Source organism: Roseofilum sp. (genome assembly GCF_982964205.1).
Window position 1 is genome coordinate 1 of the sequence record NZ_CEZBFX010000028.1, and the last position, 15,499, is coordinate 15,499.

At 46.1% G+C, this 15,499-nt stretch carries 17 protein-coding genes and 1 pseudogene; 10 read left to right on the forward strand and 8 right to left on the reverse strand.

Going from position 1 to position 15,499, the window contains the following annotated elements:
* A pseudogene (locus AC3A14_RS09485) lies at positions 1-125 on the reverse strand (IS630-like element ISMae25 family transposase); the annotation flags it as partial.
* Here AC3A14_RS09485 and AC3A14_RS09490 point away from each other — a divergent pair.
* Positions 64-192, forward strand: a complete 129-nt coding sequence (locus AC3A14_RS09490) for a hypothetical protein (protein WP_318733984.1) — start codon at positions 64-66, stop codon at positions 190-192. The pseudogene AC3A14_RS09485 and the gene AC3A14_RS09490 overlap by 62 nt on opposite strands.
* Before the next feature lie 253 nt (positions 193-445).
* On the opposite strand, the gene AC3A14_RS09495 is transcribed toward AC3A14_RS09490, so the two are convergent.
* On the reverse strand, positions 446-598 hold the full coding sequence (locus tag AC3A14_RS09495) for a hypothetical protein (RefSeq protein ID WP_318733985.1): 153 nt from the start codon (positions 596-598) through the stop codon (positions 446-448).
* A gap of 289 nt (positions 599-887) precedes the next feature.
* On the opposite strand from AC3A14_RS09495, the gene AC3A14_RS09500 reads away from it, so the two are divergent.
* Complete coding sequence (locus tag AC3A14_RS09500; protein ID WP_318733986.1) at positions 888-1,286, forward strand: hypothetical protein; 399 nt, start codon at positions 888-890, stop codon at positions 1,284-1,286.
* A gap of 162 nt (positions 1,287-1,448) precedes the next feature.
* Here AC3A14_RS09500 and AC3A14_RS09505 read toward each other — a convergent pair whose 3' ends face one another.
* The 3 genes from AC3A14_RS09505 to rsmD form a co-directional block, all read right to left on the reverse strand.
* On the reverse strand, positions 1,449-2,411 hold the full coding sequence (locus AC3A14_RS09505; RefSeq protein WP_318733987.1) for an RsmB/NOP family class I SAM-dependent RNA methyltransferase: 963 nt from the start codon (positions 2,409-2,411) through the stop codon (positions 1,449-1,451).
* A 45-nt stretch (positions 2,412-2,456) separates the two neighbouring features.
* Positions 2,457-3,167 (reverse strand): hypothetical protein, encoded by a 711-nt coding sequence (locus AC3A14_RS09510; RefSeq protein WP_318698194.1) that lies wholly within the window; start codon positions 3,165-3,167, stop codon positions 2,457-2,459.
* A gap of 181 nt (positions 3,168-3,348) precedes the next feature.
* Positions 3,349-3,885, reverse strand: a complete 537-nt coding sequence (gene rsmD, locus AC3A14_RS09515) for a 16S rRNA (guanine(966)-N(2))-methyltransferase RsmD (protein ID WP_318734021.1) — start codon at positions 3,883-3,885, stop codon at positions 3,349-3,351.
* Positions 3,886-4,110: 225 nt separating this feature from the next.
* On the opposite strand from rsmD, the gene AC3A14_RS09520 reads away from it, so the two are divergent.
* From AC3A14_RS09520 to AC3A14_RS09540, 5 genes are all read left to right on the forward strand, one after another.
* Positions 4,111-5,520 (forward strand): aldehyde dehydrogenase family protein, encoded by a 1,410-nt coding sequence (locus tag AC3A14_RS09520; RefSeq protein WP_318733988.1) that lies wholly within the window; start codon positions 4,111-4,113, stop codon positions 5,518-5,520.
* Positions 5,521-5,524: 4 nt separating this feature from the next.
* A complete protein-coding gene (locus AC3A14_RS09525) occupies positions 5,525-6,256 on the forward strand; it encodes an enoyl-CoA hydratase/isomerase family protein (protein ID WP_318733990.1) in 732 nt (243 codons plus the stop codon).
* 27 nt (positions 6,257-6,283) lie between these two features.
* Positions 6,284-7,354 (forward strand): 3,5-dihydroxyphenylacetyl-CoA synthase DpgA, encoded by a 1,071-nt coding sequence (gene dpgA, locus AC3A14_RS09530; RefSeq protein ID WP_487778985.1) that lies wholly within the window; start codon positions 6,284-6,286, stop codon positions 7,352-7,354.
* Between the two features lie 3 nt (positions 7,355-7,357).
* A complete protein-coding gene (locus tag AC3A14_RS09535) occupies positions 7,358-8,059 on the forward strand; it encodes an enoyl-CoA hydratase/isomerase family protein (protein WP_318733992.1) in 702 nt (233 codons plus the stop codon).
* A gap of 204 nt (positions 8,060-8,263) precedes the next feature.
* On the forward strand, positions 8,264-9,286 hold the full coding sequence (locus AC3A14_RS09540) for a methyltransferase (protein WP_318733994.1): 1,023 nt from the start codon (positions 8,264-8,266) through the stop codon (positions 9,284-9,286).
* Here AC3A14_RS09540 and AC3A14_RS09545 read toward each other — a convergent pair.
* The gene (locus AC3A14_RS09545; protein ID WP_318733996.1) at positions 9,283-9,783 is read right to left on the reverse strand and encodes a TerB family tellurite resistance protein; all 501 of its coding nucleotides are present in this window, start codon (positions 9,781-9,783) and stop codon (positions 9,283-9,285) included. The genes AC3A14_RS09540 and AC3A14_RS09545 overlap by 4 nt on opposite strands.
* Before the next feature lie 132 nt (positions 9,784-9,915).
* Between AC3A14_RS09545 and glyQ the strand changes: the two genes are divergently transcribed.
* The gene (gene glyQ / locus AC3A14_RS09550; protein ID WP_318733998.1) at positions 9,916-10,788 is read left to right on the forward strand and encodes a glycine--tRNA ligase subunit alpha; all 873 of its coding nucleotides are present in this window, start codon (positions 9,916-9,918) and stop codon (positions 10,786-10,788) included.
* A gap of 38 nt (positions 10,789-10,826) precedes the next feature.
* Here the strand turns inward: glyQ and AC3A14_RS09555 are convergent, their stop codons facing one another.
* Positions 10,827-11,741: an alpha/beta fold hydrolase gene (locus tag AC3A14_RS09555; RefSeq protein ID WP_318734000.1), complete on the reverse strand. Its 915-nt coding sequence runs from the start codon at positions 11,739-11,741 to the stop codon at positions 10,827-10,829.
* 137 nt (positions 11,742-11,878) lie between these two features.
* Between AC3A14_RS09555 and AC3A14_RS09560 the strand changes: the two genes are divergently transcribed.
* Both AC3A14_RS09560 and AC3A14_RS09565 read left to right on the forward strand, forming a co-directional pair.
* The gene (locus tag AC3A14_RS09560; RefSeq protein WP_318734002.1) at positions 11,879-12,232 is read left to right on the forward strand and encodes a hypothetical protein; all 354 of its coding nucleotides are present in this window, start codon (positions 11,879-11,881) and stop codon (positions 12,230-12,232) included.
* A gap of 59 nt (positions 12,233-12,291) precedes the next feature.
* On the forward strand, positions 12,292-12,663 hold the full coding sequence (locus tag AC3A14_RS09565) for a hypothetical protein (RefSeq protein ID WP_318734004.1): 372 nt from the start codon (positions 12,292-12,294) through the stop codon (positions 12,661-12,663).
* A 56-nt stretch (positions 12,664-12,719) separates the two neighbouring features.
* Here AC3A14_RS09565 and clpB read toward each other — a convergent pair whose 3' ends face one another.
* Entirely contained in the window at positions 12,720-15,338 is a 2,619-nt protein-coding gene (clpB, locus tag AC3A14_RS09570) for an ATP-dependent chaperone ClpB (protein ID WP_318734006.1), read from the reverse strand.
* Positions 15,339-15,499 lie beyond the last annotated feature (161 nt).

The following is a 15,499-nucleotide window of genomic DNA, read 5'->3' on the forward strand; positions in this document are numbered from 1 at the left end:
TTGAGATTATCTGAAAGTAAGCGAACTTTTGGCTCATCTCGATAGTCCACATCTAATAGTTCTTTGACTTCCTCTGCCCAGTCTTCTGCGGTGCGACTATCTCGACAACTGACCCGTCGCCAACCTCAGCAATATTTGAGCGTGAAGGATTTTCTTGACCGGAGCCTGTCCATTACGGCTGATGGTTTCTAACCTTTTTCTTTGCTCCTGACTCAGGAATACCTTATCTCTTTTTCCTCTACCCATAACAGTTTTCCGTTCTCTACCGATCTATTGCACTATTTTAGCTGTGTCACGGCAATTATACCCTTTCCCATGAAGCGCAGCTTCATAGGGAAAGGGTATCACCTAAAATACCGAGATTTCTTAACTTTTCCAGGACTTGTCTATTATGCTTCAAAATTGCCGTGACAATATTCGTATCCAGTAGATAACCCATGGTGACTTACCATCGACCTTCCACTGCGGCATCAAAAATAGCCATCTGTTCTGGCGTTAGGTCGTTCAACGTTCCGGCAACACTCTCTGTCACCATTATCCGCTCGACTCGCTCTGTCAACTCCGACTCATCCACGGTACAAAATCTTTTTCTAATCACTCTCTGAACTTCTCGTTTTCTTGGAATAAGCGATCGACGATCGCAGAAATTCGACCGATCGCGACATCTTGTGCTGGAAAAACTTGGGTCATAACCTTCTCGCCTACAATGAGATAATCATTCTTTCAACTCGATCTAAGAGTGTCTGTTTTCTAAATTGCTTTCTTAATTGACAGGCTAGAGATATTATAACTCCCAGAAGTGAGAGGGTCGATCGCCCCTTTTCCTCCTCCAGTAAAGCTATAATCAGCCTAATCGTGCTTGCAGGTTAGCGATGGATGAGGCGCTTATGGGATATCTCACAGTCATTAGCGAAACCGGTTTTCCTCATTCTGTGTGTTGGTTTGAATACAACCATAAATCAGAATGGTATGCCTTCAAACCCAAAATCCCCAAATTCCCTCTGTGTCCTGGGTATATTGATCGCTCCGATAGAACTCGCTACATTAAACACTTAGTCAAATTTGAAATTTCTGACTCCGACTTAGAGCAAACGATTAACCAAATTTTCAGTAAATACCAAAGATTAATTTACTGCATTGGTAAAGGCCCCGATTGCGTTACCCTATCTGTAGATGTCGCTCAGTGGTGTGGTTTAACCCTCCCACCACCCCCGAATAGGATTCCCGGTCATCTCGTATCTAATTTAGCTACACTCAATCCTAGTTTAGTCCAAGAACACTATTAAATTAACTCCCATAAATAACCCACTTCGCAATTAGCCCAATGATCTCATCGCTTCCTGGACTTCTGGGAGGCGATCGCCTTGGGAGTGGGGTAGGTTAGGTTCAGAACGTTGTTGGCTTGTCTCCTCGATTGAGGTGAACCGGCTCCTACAGGATGACAACTTCTATAACCGATTAATCGTGGCTAAATCTTCTCTAGAAATCCCTGCTACTTCGCCTAAATTCTGGTTTTGAAAAAGGGCGGTAAATGCACCTGCACCTAACCCTTGGTGAGGCCAGAGGCGATAGCAAGGAAGGTGGGTGAGATGGGATTGGTAATTGAGAAGATGGGGCACGGGGACAGGTTGAAAGTGGGGATATTTTTTCAGTAACCACTGACAAATTTGCTCGTTTTCTTCGAGGGAATAGGTGCAAGTCATGTAGAGCAAATAGCCTTGGGGAGCGACCAATTGGGCGGCATTGCCGAGGATCCGTTTTTGCCGGTTTGCGTTGCGATTAAGGGTGACTTTATGGAAACATCCAGGGACTTTTTTCTGTTTCAAAAGTAGGGATTGACCGCTACAGGGGGCATCGACAAGGACGAGTTGGAAGGCTTGGGAAAAGTCTTGGGCAAGCAGTTGGGGATCGAGCTGGGTAGCGATAATACTTGCCTTCACCTGCTGCTCTGAAAGATTAGCAACTTGACACCGCCTTAAGTTAGCTATCAAAGTTCCCAGGCGCTTACCCACAACTTCATTGCATAGCAGTAAGTCCGGTTGCAGAGTATGCCAAGTGAATAAACTTTTACCTCCCGGAGCAGCACAAACATCGATCGCCGTTTGAACCCCAGATAATTGCAACAGAGGAGATGCTGCAAACACAGAAGAAAAGTCTAGACAATAATAGGCTCCGCGATCGTGAGCGGAATATTTTCCCGGTTGCGCTCCTAAACTGAGTCGATCCACCCGCTCCGGTTGCCAGGGTTGAGGCGGTTCCACGGTAAACGGACGCTCTGAAGGAGGGTCTTCACACCAGAGAATACAGGGATGTAAAGGAGGTGGCTGATCGAACGCTTGGATAAACCGATCGCGCAATTGTGGATCGCTCCAGAGGCGATCGCTCAACTGCTTCAAAAGTTTAGAAGACATCCATAAACAATAAGCAACAACACCTTACGATTTTAAGATGGATTGCTAATCCCAATAAAAATAAAAATCATCCACACTAAATTGTCCATCAAACGCCGAAAAATTAATCCGGTAAATATCGGGTGTCTCTGTGATTAACGTCAACAGGGCATTAGGAGCAATTGAATCGTTTAAGGTAGCCAAATTCGCTTCTGATAACTCGGTATAGGCGATCGCCTCATTCTCTCTATTAAATCCTGTCAACGTAATCCGTCGCGAGCTAGTCACATAACAACTTACAGCCCGAATAGGCTGAGTAAATAGAACTTCCATCCAACCACTTTTGGGGCCGGCAATGAGTACCATGCTTCCTGACTTTGGAGGATAGGCAGGATTCGAGGGTTGAAGGGCGATCGCATTGCGAAACTGGATACCCCAGTGTTCAAACTGGTGGTTAGCCACTTCAAACCCTTGCAAGGTTTCTAAATCCAAATAAATTCCCTTTTCCTCCTCAGCAGAGGACGGTAACCCAGATTCTGTGATATCCGCAGGATTAGACACGGCCGTTGGTTGTTCACTTAAGCGATCAAAGGGATAGATAATCCTCTCGGACGAAGTCTGAGAGCGGTTCACGTACAGATGCCGATTAGATTCTCCAATAGAAACCACAGATTCGACAACCGGAGTTGTTGATACTCTATCAGATAGGCGAAGATGACGCTGAGATTTACCCTGTCGATTCAGTTTTGAGGTCGCCATCTGCTGTGCTGGTGTCATAACTCTCTGTCCCGACAAACTGTCACCTAGAATACTTGATTTTCCGCAAAAACTAGAATGAGGGGTTTTACCCCTCATCCATATTATGTCCTATTTACCTCGTTTTGACTGCTTATCGGGGAAGAAGGTTAGGACTTCCTTAGATACTCGCTCCTATTGCCTATTGCCTATTGCCTGTTACCTAGTGCGAAGCGCCATAAAACGTCACTGCACTATTCCCATAAACCTTTTGGCGAAGAATTTCTAAGCCATCCAATTCATCTGGAGGAGGCAGTTGGGGGGAATGTTCGACGGCAAGTTCTCCCGTATCACAGAGCAGATGCAGATCGGCGATCGCCTCCAACACAGGCTGATACAATGAACTCTGGTAAGGTGGATCGAAATAAATGCGATCGAAGCTCTCTCCCTCTAAGCGCTCTACTCGCTTCAGCACATCCCCACGAAGCACCTGAAACCGGTCTGCCGATGCCATCTGTTGCCAATTTTGGCGAATCACCCCACAAGCACGAGAGGACTGCTCAATCCCCACAACCCAACTTGCTCCCCGACAGAGCGCTTCGGCTCCCATCGAACCACTGCCAGCACACAAATCTAGCCAGCGACAGCCGGCGATCGAACCTTGCCAAATATTAAATACCGCCTCCCTTACCCGTCCCACCGTTGGGCGAGTTAGAGAACCGGGAAGGGTTTTAATTACACGATTACCATAAATACGCATAAGCAAAAGGTTGCCCTGCCATCTCCCTTACATTAAAACCGATGTCTTAATTTAGCATTGTGCAAACAATTTTTAAGGGTCTACAATTCAGCAGCCAATCATCGTTGGGTAGGCAGGGTCAGAGTTGTTGAAGTTAATAGCTTAAACCGGAGATCGTGTTACCCTACTGAGGTACAAAAGAAAAAAATTGAGAGAGAACCCTCAGGCAAGACCGGAGATAAGGGAGTGAGCAGTACGAATTATCAGCCACCATTAGATCGAGTTCAACGAGAAGTTAATCTGTTATTAGATAGAGCAGAAAGGGCAGCTCATATTTTTAGTCGCTATACGACAGAACAAGTCCAACAAATTGTTGAGGCAATGGTTCAAGCCGGCAAGGAAAAGGCTGAATTTTATGCTCAATGGTTGGTTGGCGAAACAGGCTACGGTAACGTTGAGGACAATGTGAAAAAAAATCTAGATTGTTCAGTCGGATTGCTGAACCGATATCGCATTGCTGATTTTATTGAGCCTGAGATCGATGAAGAAAAGAAAATCATTAGTTTTCCAAAACCCGCAGGAGTTATAGCTGGCTTAATCCCCAGTACCAATCCCGTGATGACAGTCTATTACAAGGCCATTATCAGCATGATGACCCGCAATGCGATTATTTTTTCTCCTCATCCTTCGGGCCAAAATTGCTCGATTCACGTTATTGATTTAATGGCAGAAGTGGCAGAACGAGCAGGGGCACCATCGGGAGCAATTCAGACCATTCGTCAACCCAGCCTTCTCGCGCTCAATTGCTTAATGGAATCCCCCAAAATTAGCACCATTCTGGCAACCGGGGGCCCCAAACGAGTCCGGGAGGCTTATCGGTCGGGGAATCCGGCGATGGGCATGGGGCCGGGGAATGCCCCCTGTTTTGTACATGAGTCTGCTGATATCGAGATGGCCGCTGCACAAATTATCGCTAGTAACAGTTTCGATCACGCACTCCCGTGTGTCTGCGAATCGGTTGTGTTTGCCGATCGCGCCATTTCTGCCCAACTCAAAGTCGCTTTAGGGCGATCGGGGGGGTATTTTGTGACCGATGAAGCCGCCCAAAAACTCCGTAACTATCTGTTTTTGGAGACTGGACTCAATCGTGAAGCGATTGGGAAAAGTGCCCTTTGGATTGCTGGACAAGTTGGGTTTTCTGTGCCGAAGGATACTAAAAGTTTGCTGGTGGAAATCAATACTGTGGGCGATCGCGAACCCCTCAGCCAAGAGAAAATGTTTCCCGTGATGGGGTACATTCAAGTGGATGGCATAGAGGGGGCAATTGAGAGGGCTGTGGCAATGTTGGAGATCGGTAAGGGTCACTCTGCGGTGATTCACAGTCAAGATCTGGCTATTGTTGCCCGTTATGCGGCAGCGTTACCCGTCTGCCGAATTGCAGTCAATACCCAAGGCATTGAAGGCTCCAGTGGCGTTTCTACGAATCTGACGATGGGACCGGTAATTGGGACGGGATTCTTCGGGGGCAGTTCAGTGGATGATAATATTGGCCCTCAATACTTAGTACAGTGGTCTCGTGCGGCTTATCCCGCAGACGCGAATGTTTCTCTAAAAGATATGGCAGAGGCGATCGCCGAGTTATCCGGAGAGGCTTAAACCCATGACAGAGCTTTCGGGGACGGTGCAAATGAAACGAGTGGGAGAGAGAAACAACATTGCCCTCTTCATCCTCGATCGCCCAGAAAAAGCGAATGCTTATCATGATGGCATGATTCGCCAGTTTGCAGAACAGTACGCTGATGTAGTAAGCGATCGCACCATTCGCGTGGGTATTGTCACTGGAGCCGGAGAGAAAGTGTTTTGCGCTGGTGCCGATATTTCCAGTTTAGGCGATCGCTCCTATGCCGATGGATTAAACTTACAGAGTCGGCAGCTTTTTGATAATTGGGCTAATGCGCCTTGGCCAACGATCGCAGCGATTCAAGGGCCTGCCATTGCCGGGGGGTTAGAATTGGCTCTGGCTTGTGATTTTCGCATCTGTAGCCCTTCAAGTTGGTTCTCACTACCTGAAGTCGATCTAGGCTTAATTCCGGCTGCTGGGGGAGTGCGTCGGCTGACCAAATTGGTGAACGAAGCGAGGGCAAAAGCGATCGTTCTCTTTGGGCAAAAAGTCGATAGTGCCACCGCGCTACAGTGGGGACTGGTTTCTCAAATCAGCGATCGCGTATGGGAGGATACCCTTGACCTTGCCGAAACTGTGGCTCGGCGAGACCCTCTGGCAATGCACCTGGCTAAACTAGCAATACAATCCGTTCATGGTAGTTTGGGAGATAAAAATGTCGAAGCAGTTGCTCAAGCACTGCTCTACCAGCAAAAAATAGAAGCAGACTAAAGGCATTATGGTCAAGCCCCAATACTCATGCAATCTTCTGTAATTCCATCTCTATCTCCGAGACTCATTGCGATCGGGACTGCAACTCCTCCACAAAAATACACCCAAGCCGAAATATTAGAAATTTTCGGCATCACTAATCCAAAAACTCGCAAAATTTTCAGTAATTCTCATATCAAATCCCGTCACCTTTGTTTACCCAAACCCAATCAAGAGGGTCAGAGGGTGCAAGAAAGCCAAGGGGATTTATTAGAGAAACACAAAAAGATGGCGCTAGAGATCGGACAGTCAGCCATCAACAAGGCATTAGAAAAGGCTCGACTCACTCCTCAAGATATTGATTACATCAGTGTCGTCTCCACCACGGGTTTGCTTTGTCCGAGCCTAAGCGCACTTTATATCAAAGAGATGGGGATGCGTCCAAACATTTACCGGATTGATATTGTTGGCATGGGTTGCAATGCAGGATTAAATGGTCTTCAACCGGTCGTCAATTTTTGTGCCCTCAATCCAGAGGCGATCGGTCTCCTCCTGTGTGTTGAAGTGTGTTCTGCTATCTATGCGATCGACGACACTTTGAATACAGCAGTGGTTAATTCGTTATTTGGAGATGGTGCAGCGGCCGCGATCGTTTCTGGCCGAGCTTTTCTGGAGTTATCCATTGGGCCGAAAATTCTGGGCTTCAGTTCTCACATTATTACTGCGGCGATCAACGCGATACGGCTTGATTGGCAAGAAACCCGATATGCCTTGTATTTGGATAAACAAATTCCTTATCTTTTGGGACGAAATGTTACAATTCCGGTGACTAACTTGCTCGATCGCTTCGATCGCAAACGCCGAGATATTCAGCATTGGGTGATTCATTCCGGGGGTCGCAAGGTGATCGATTCGATCAAATATGCTTTAAATATTACCGAGCATGACATGCGCCATACCACCCATATCCTGCAAAATTATGGTAATTTATCCTCGGCCTCTTTTCTCTTCTCTCACGAACGACTATTGCAGGAAGGGGTTGCTCAGGAAGGAGAGTCTGTCATCATGATGACGATGGGACCCGGTTCGACCATTGAATGCTGTTTGGGGGAATTTTAAAGCATGACGCAATACACCACGTTAAAACTTACTAAACGGGAAACGATCGCCCATGTCAACTTGCAATGGTCAGATCCGAGCCAATTGAATGCAGTCTGCTTGTCAGAATTAATCGAATTAATGAACGATCTCGAAGATGACGGGACTTGTCAGCTCATCACATTTTGGGACTTGAATACTCAGCAGCCTGCGATCGCCGCACCGCCTGCATTTAACGATTGTAGCAAATGGGAAAAAGTTCTCCGGCGGCTAGAAGGATTTGCGGGGGCATCCATCGCGGCGATCGATGGCTATTGTACCCGGTTTCACTTTCAACTTGCCCTCGCTTGCGATTATCGAGTTGCGACTGCGCGATCGCTCTTTCAAATGCCCGAAGTTAAAGAAGGGTATTTACCAGGAATGGGAGTGTTCCGATTAGCCAAATATACTGGAATTGGCGTTGCTCGTCGCTTGCTGTTTACTGGCGCTCAATTTTCTGTTGAAGAGGCGATCGCCCTGGGAATCGTCGATCGCTCCTGCGAAACAACTGCATTGGAACAGACTATTGAAGAGGTTCAGCAGGCGTTGATGCCCATTCACCCTCAAGTATTACAAAATACTCGCAGACTACTCAATGAATCTTTTGCCACGTCTTATGAAGATGCGATCGGACATTATTTAGCTGTACAGGATCTATGCCTGTCTCAATTGTCAGAGAGAATATAACCTAAAATATCATGGGTGTCAGCGAAGTGCATTCATCCGTAAGCAATCAAATACCAGGTAATATCAAATTCGGTGAAACAGTTGTCATTGCGACCGCAGGGAAGCAATCACCAAAATTACCGAGATTGTAGAGATTGCTTCATTCCGCTGGCGCTCCATTCGCAATGACATATCATAATTTATTCAACGGACTTAATATAACTTATGATTTCTTATCAACAAATGTTTTGCCTGCTCGACTATCGCATTGTCTCCCACTTTACGGAGACCTGTATTAGCCTTGGGGTATTCGATCATCTTGCAACTCATTCTTTATCTGTATCGGAGTTAGCCAAGCGAACCGGAACTCATCAGCGATCGCTCCATCGCTGTTTACGGGGACTGGCTCATTTTGACTTATTCGCGCTCGAACCGGATGCCAATCCTTCTCGGTCTATGGTTTCTCTGACTGACGTTTCACAACATTTAGTCCTGAACTCAGAATTTTCCCTTAGACCATGGCATCACTTCTGTCAGTTAGCCCAGTCCAGAAAACATGAGCAACGACGTACTCTTTGGCAAGAATTATTACAGACAGGCAAAAGTATTTATCAGCTTGGGCGCGATCGCCTCTTCTACGATTATCTACAAGAACATCAGGATTTAGCCGCCGCTTTCGATCGCGCGATGGAATCGATGTCGCAGGTTGAAATTCGGGATATTTTGCAAGGGTTTGACTTTTCTCAATCCCAAAAGATTACTGAAATTGCCGGGGGAAATGGGGCGCTCATTACCGGAATTTTACAAAAGTACGAAGGCATTCAGGGGCAACTGTTTGATGTTCCCGACACGATCGCTCGCGTCTCTGTTCAACCGCGCTTGCAGGCGATCGGAGTTGATATGCAGGTTACATTACCCGATATTCCGGGGGATAGCATCCTAAAACGCATTTTGCATTCCTATTCTGATGAGCAGGCACGCACGATTCTCAGAAATGTCAGGCAGGCCATGCACGCTGGTAATAAGCTATACATTTTTGAACTGATTGAAGATTACCAAGTTCGCAACCCCTATATCGGTATCAAAAACTTGCAGATGTTGTTGGTACATGGCGCACCAGGAGAAAGTGGAGGCCCCGGAGAACGGACTCGAAACGAGTTTGCCTCTTTACTCGACAGCGCAGGCTTTGAACTGGCTAGCATTCAACCCTTGCCATCGATCGACGCAATTGTAGCGGTTTATCCCTAGTCTTCTCCGGGGATACCTTCAGGATGCCAGATACGAATGCGCTTCTCTCTCATCGCTTTCTCTTCTTCAAACAAGCTCTCGAGTTCTGCCACCTTAGCTTCACTAATTCCCAGCTTGCCAGCCATTTTACGAATCGTCGCTTTTTCTCCGTCACTGTAGTCCCCATCCGCAGCCGAAGCCTGAATTGCCTCATAAACGAGAACATAACGTCCCTTTTTGGCTAGGGGATCGCTGAATACAAGTTTTTCAATATCATCCGTCGTACCCGTTCCGTTGAAATTTCTCAGTTCATCAATTTGGCTCTCACTCATCTCAGGATGGTAGGTTGTGGCATGACCAATGACCCAATCCCGCTCTGCTTGTGAGAGTTCTCCATCTCCATTGGCACAGAGTAGCAAGGCTTTGTACCAAATTACAGAGGTCTCAGGAGGAAGAGTTTTGGTTATTCCGTAGCGATCGGTTTTAATCCAAGGGGCTGGTCCGTAGGTTTCATACATGGGTAGGATGCTCCATTGACAACTTCGTTACGGAGTATATCATTATTCATTAGTGGTTCATTACTCGTTACTACCCCTCCCCCTTTTAAGGGAAAATAGAAACTGTTGTACTCGATCGAGGAAAGTTGGGGCATGAATTTTCAGTCAGTCATCGCTACCTTAAATCAATTTTGGGCCAATCGCGGGTGTTTGGTTGTCCAGCCCTATGATACGGAGAAAGGGGCAGGTACGATGAGTCCCCATACGTTTCTAAGGGCGATCGGACCAGAACCTTGGTCTGTCGCTTATGTCGAACCCTGTCGCCGTCCCACCGATGGACGCTATGGAGAAAATCCTAACCGTTACCAGCATTATTATCAGTATCAAGTACTGATGAAACCTTCTCCCGATAATATTCAGGATCTTTATCTGGACTCCTTACGAGTTCTCGGTATTCAGCCGGAAGATCGCGATATTCGCTTTGTCGAAGATAATTGGGAATCTCCCACCCTAGGCGCTTGGGGAGTCGGTTGGGAAGTTTGGCTCGATGGCATGGAAGTCACCCAATTTACCTATTTTCAGCAATGTGGAGGCATTGATTGTCATCCCGTCGCCATTGAAATTACTTATGGTTTAGAGCGTTTGGCTATGTATCTGCAAAATGTGGAAGCGCTCACCGAAATTCAATGGAGCGATCGCCTCACCTATGGAGATGTTCACCTGCAAGGAGAGATCGAGCAATGCACCTACAATTTTGAAGCCTCTAACCCAGAATTACTCTTTAAGTTATTTGAACTCTACGAGCAAGAAGCTACTCAACTGATTGACAAAGGCTTAGTCACCCCCGGTTTAGACTATGTACTTAAATGTTCTCATAGCTTTAACTTACTCGATGCCAGGGGCGTAATCGCCGTAACGGAACGAACGCGCTATATTGGCCGAATCCGCAGTTTAGCCCGCAAGATTGCCCATCTGTATCTGGAGCAACGGGAGAAGCTAGGCTTTCCCTTATCAATTAAAAATTAAAAGAGGAAATAGACAGTATTCCCCGATTCTCTGTTACCTTATAGTTCCCATTGACTCAACTGTTGGGCAACCAAAGAAACAAAAGTTTCTGTAGATTCGTAGGGTAAAACATTACGTCCTGAGATTTTTTTTCCTTCTCCATTGGGCAGATGGGCAAGGTATTTAGTTAGCCATTGATCCGCTTTTTCTTGCTTTCCTTCTTTGCTAATGCTGGAGGCTTTTTCCCCCACAACTACTAGAGTAGGTTGGGAGATTTTGCGAATGGCTTCTTGATAATCTCTACGCCAAAATCCAGCCAGAAAGGAAAACACAGCATGGCGACTAGCAGGGTTTTGAGCGCCAACTTGGAGGGTATCTAACCATTCATCATCGACGCGATCGGGTTCGCCAAAGAGTTGACGTATGGAAAAGGACTCTAAAAACTGACGACGACGAGCATAAAGATAAAAGGCTCTGCCCAGGAGGGAGTCAAAGCCATTCCAGAGAAGACGATTTTGCCAATCAGGACTGGTTTGCGTTATGACTGGCCAAGCAGGTGGAGTGGATAAGACGAGTGCTTTAAGCCAGGAGTGACTATTTTGATGTTGCGTTAAAGCAATTGCCACAGGAAATAAGGCCCCCTGAACCACCAAAATAACCGGTTTTTGAATCACTGTTTCGATAAAATAGTTAAGTTGCTCCGCCCAATCTTCGGGAGTATAGGCAACTCGCGGCATATCGCCTTCACCGCATCCGAGTAGATCGGGATTATAAATTGGCTGGCTATAGCCTTGATTGCGCCACTGAGTAATAAATCGATCCCAAAATCTGCGGGATAATCCCACACCAATCGGATGGAGAAGCAGCAGAGGAGTGGTTTGGGGATCGGATTGCGGTGAGGAACTGACTTCATAGGTACAGCGATAGGTTTTCCAGGTATAATATTGGGTCTCTGAAAGGCTTGCATGTTTCATGATTGGTTCCGATGATGATTTAAATTCATGTGTATTCGACACATTCAATCGTTACTCAGATTAAATAAATGTAACAGATTGCCGTAGGCTTAAGGTTTAGGCTGATAAGAGAGGGAAGGATTTCGGGAGTCAATGGGATGATAAGAGTAAAATATCGATCGCGATCCCCTCGTGTGCGAACCTGGGGTTTAATCTTTCGCTATGGTGTAGTGGCGATCTCCATTACCTGTACTGGAACCATTTCCGGATTAGTCAGTGTTTTGGGATCGGGAATTGCCCTCTTGTTAATCACCAGAGGAGATGAAGGAACATCAGCCTCAGTATTTACAGGCATTGCCGCTTGGATCGGATGCAGTAGTTTAATCAGCCTCCTAGAAGGAAATAGCCTAGCATTTTTTACCTCTGGTATCACCTCCTTAGTGCTGTTTAGCCTCGGCATTCTCAAATTCTGGAATCTAATCGAACAAATTGAACGCTCAACTTCTCTGTAGATTGATACAATACAACTATTGCTCCCATCCAACCTTGTCCTGTCAATCTTTAAGGGATAATGACTCAATCCCCCCTTTGTCAATACCTATCTCAATGGGCGAAACTTGAACCCCAACGTTGTCGCCAACGCAATAGCCGCAGCTTTGAACTGATCTATCAAGGAGATTGGTACTCTGTTGCCGATTATCCCGGTAGTCATGGCATGATTATTGTGGCAGTTTTGGATAGTTGTCAAAAACGACAAATGTCCTGTTCCTTTGAATATGTACCCCAATCTTTAGATACACCGGATAAGCTCCAAATCTCCTGTCAATCCGATCGGGTTATTCAACATCAAGATCCTGAAATTCTGACTAAAATTCCAGAATTTTTACTCGAACAATATTTGATAGCTCTGAAAGAAAATAAAACTGTTGCCCAATGTTCTTAGATACGCCAGAAACCCGTTTTTTTGGAAAAGCGGGTTTCTAGATCTCCAGACTAGATTTAAGTTTTGACTAAACTTGCACTCAAGCGTTGCAACGTTAAGCACTCATTTTTTTCATTTACAAATATCGTATCACCTTCGGTAAATTCACCTCGTAAAATCCCCTTAGCTATCTGGGTTTCTAACTCCCGTTGAATGGCTCGTTTTAAGGGTCTGGCTCCATAAACCGGATCGTAACCAACGGCTGCCAGGAAATCCAGAGCAGTATCCGATAGTTTGAGGGCGATTTTCCGCTCTGCTAACCGAGATTCTAAGTGTACTGTTTGCAGTTGCACAATTTCTCGCAGTTGCTCTTTTTTCAACGAATGAAAAATAATTGTTTCATCAATGCGGTTGAGAAATTCTGGACGGAATGTGGAGCGCAAAACCTCCATGACTCTAGTTTGCATTTCCTCATAATTATCGTCATTTCCCGCCAGATCTAAGATGTATTGGGAGCCGATATTAGAGGTCATGATAATAATCGTATTTTTGAAATCTACAGTATGCCCTTGGGAGTCTGTAACCCTGCCATCATCAAGGATTTGGAGCATGATATTGAAGACATCGGCATGGGCTTTTTCAATTTCATCAAAGAGAATGACGGAGTAAGGACGGCGGCGAATGGCTTCTGTTAATTGTCCGCCTTCATCATAGCCAACATAACCGGGAGGTGCGCCAATTAATCGGGAAACGGCATGTTTTTCCATATATTCGGACATATCAATCCGAACGAGGGCTTCTTCGGTGTCGAATAGATAGGCAGCGAGGGCTTTTGCCAGTTCAGTTTTCCCAACTCCTGTGGGACCGAGGAAAATAAAACTGGCAACGGGTCGATTGGGGTCAGATAGACCTGCACGAGACCGTTGAATGGCATCAGAAACGGCAGTTACGGCTTCATGTTGTCCGACGACACGTTGGTGTAATTCATCCTCTAAATTGAGGAGTTTTTGCATTTCCGATTCTACGAGTTTACTAATGGGTATGCCGGTCCATTTGGAGATGACTTCAGCAATATCTGATTCAGTTACTTCTTCACGGAGTAGGGATTTGCCAGTGGTTTGGGATTCAGCAAGATGGGTTTCGGCTTCAGTGAGTTGTTGTTGCAGGGTAGTGAGTTTGCCATACTTTAATTCTGCGGCGCGGTTGAGATCGTAATTACGTTCAGCTTGCTGAATTTCAACGTTGACGCGATCGATTTCTTCTTTTATGTTCTGAAGATTGTCAATCCTGTCTTTTTCTAATTGCCATTGGGAATTGAGGGCATGTTGCTGTTCTTTCAGGTTAGCGAGATCTTTTTCTAAGCGCTCTAATCGTTCTAAGGAAATGGGATCATTTTCTTTTTGTAAGGAAAGACGCTCCATTTCTAGTTGCAAAATTTTGCGGTCAATTTCATCAAGTTCTTCGGGTTTGGAGGTGATTTCCATTTTTAGCCGGGCGGCAGCTTCATCGACTAAATCGATCGCCTTATCGGGAAGGAAGCGATCGCTAATATACCGAGTCGATAAGGTAGCGGCTGCAACTAGGGAACCATCGGAAATCTTCACCCCATGATGCACTTCATAGCGTTCCTTGAGTCCGCGTAAAATGGATACCGTATCTTCAACGCTGGGTTGATCGACATACACCTGTTGAAAGCGACGCTCTAAGGCGGCATCTTTTTCAACATATTTGCGGTATTCATCTAGGGTGGTTGCACCAATACAGCGCAATTCTCCCCGCGCTAACATGGGTTTGAGCAGGTTACCGGCATCCATGGCTCCCTGGGTTGCCCCTGCACCAACGACAGTATGAATTTCATCAATAAAGAGAATAATATTACCTTGAGAATCCGTAACTTCTTTGAGTACGGCTTTGAGTCGTTCTTCAAACTCGCCCCGATATTTGGCTCCGGCAATGAGTGCGCCTAAGTCTAGAGCGATTAAGGCGCGGTCTTTGAGGGACTGGGGCACATCTCCAGCAACGATGCGCTGTGCCAACCCTTCGGCGATCGCCGTTTTTCCGACTCCAGGCTCCCCAATTAACACGGGGTTGTTTTTGGTGCGTCGCGAGAGAATTTGAATGGTGCGGCGAATCTCGTCATCCCGGCCAATTACGGGGTCTAGCTTACCTTGCCGTGCGGCATCGGTCAAGTCTCGGCCATATTTTTCTAGGGCTTCATATTTGCCTTCAGGGTTTTGATCGGTCACTTTGTGAGTTCCTCGAATGTCGCGAATGGTTTGCTCGAGTTTGGCTTCATCCAGTTTAAAATCTTTGCACAAGCTTTTACCAAAGCGGTCATCCTGGAGAAACGCAAGTAAGAGGTGTTCAATGGAAATATAACTATCCTCATACTGATTCTGATAGGTTTGGGCGCGATCGAGCAAGGTATCTAATGAACGACCGAGATAAATCGATCCTCCCCCGCCCTGGACTTTGGATTGTCGTTGGAGAAAGGCTTCAGTTTGCTCCCGAAAGGCAGGTAGATTCACTTGGGTTTTGGATAGGATATTGGTAGCTAACCCATCTTGTTCGAGAAGCGCTTTCATTAAGTGTTCGCTTTCGAGTTGCTGATGTTGATAGCTTTTGGCTATATCGGGAGTTTGGGCGATCGCCTGCCACGCTTTTTCTGTAAATTGATTGGGATTATTGGGTTGCATAGTCTCTTCAGATACTTTATTTAATGCTTTGAGACCATTGTAAAAAAGACTGGAGTGGCTAGAGATTCGGGATTTACGGCGTTTCAGATAGGTATTTCCCACCCCTGTTATTTAAGATTAATGCTGTCATGGTTTTATCTCCCTAAACCGATCAAAATTTT

Bases quoted from the DNA above. Each gene is read 5' to 3' on its own strand.
- AC3A14_RS09555 (WP_318734000.1), bottom strand. From the start codon at position 11,741: ATGAAACATGCAAGCCTTTCAGAGACCCAATATTATACCTGGAAAACC.
- AC3A14_RS09500 (WP_318733986.1), top strand. From the start codon at position 888: ATGGGATATCTCACAGTCATTAGCGAAACCGGTTTTCCTCATTCTGTG.
- AC3A14_RS09535 (WP_318733992.1), top strand. From the start codon at position 7,358: ATGACGCAATACACCACGTTAAAACTTACTAAACGGGAAACGATCGCC.
- clpB (WP_318734006.1), bottom strand. From the start codon at position 15,338: ATGCAACCCAATAATCCCAATCAATTTACAGAAAAAGCGTGGCAGGCG.
- AC3A14_RS09560 (WP_318734002.1), top strand. From the start codon at position 11,879: ATGATAAGAGTAAAATATCGATCGCGATCCCCTCGTGTGCGAACCTGG.
- AC3A14_RS09505 (WP_318733987.1), bottom strand. From the start codon at position 2,411: ATGTCTTCTAAACTTTTGAAGCAGTTGAGCGATCGCCTCTGGAGCGAT.
- AC3A14_RS09540 (WP_318733994.1), top strand. From the start codon at position 8,264: ATGATTTCTTATCAACAAATGTTTTGCCTGCTCGACTATCGCATTGTC.
- AC3A14_RS09525 (WP_318733990.1), top strand. From the start codon at position 5,525: ATGACAGAGCTTTCGGGGACGGTGCAAATGAAACGAGTGGGAGAGAGA.
- dpgA (WP_487778985.1), top strand. From the start codon at position 6,284: ATGCAATCTTCTGTAATTCCATCTCTATCTCCGAGACTCATTGCGATC.
- AC3A14_RS09510 (WP_318698194.1), bottom strand. From the start codon at position 3,167: ATGACACCAGCACAGCAGATGGCGACCTCAAAACTGAATCGACAGGGT.
- glyQ (WP_318733998.1), top strand. From the start codon at position 9,916: ATGAATTTTCAGTCAGTCATCGCTACCTTAAATCAATTTTGGGCCAAT.
- rsmD (WP_318734021.1), bottom strand. From the start codon at position 3,885: ATGCGTATTTATGGTAATCGTGTAATTAAAACCCTTCCCGGTTCTCTA.
- AC3A14_RS09565 (WP_318734004.1), top strand. From the start codon at position 12,292: ATGACTCAATCCCCCCTTTGTCAATACCTATCTCAATGGGCGAAACTT.
- AC3A14_RS09545 (WP_318733996.1), bottom strand. From the start codon at position 9,783: ATGTATGAAACCTACGGACCAGCCCCTTGGATTAAAACCGATCGCTAC.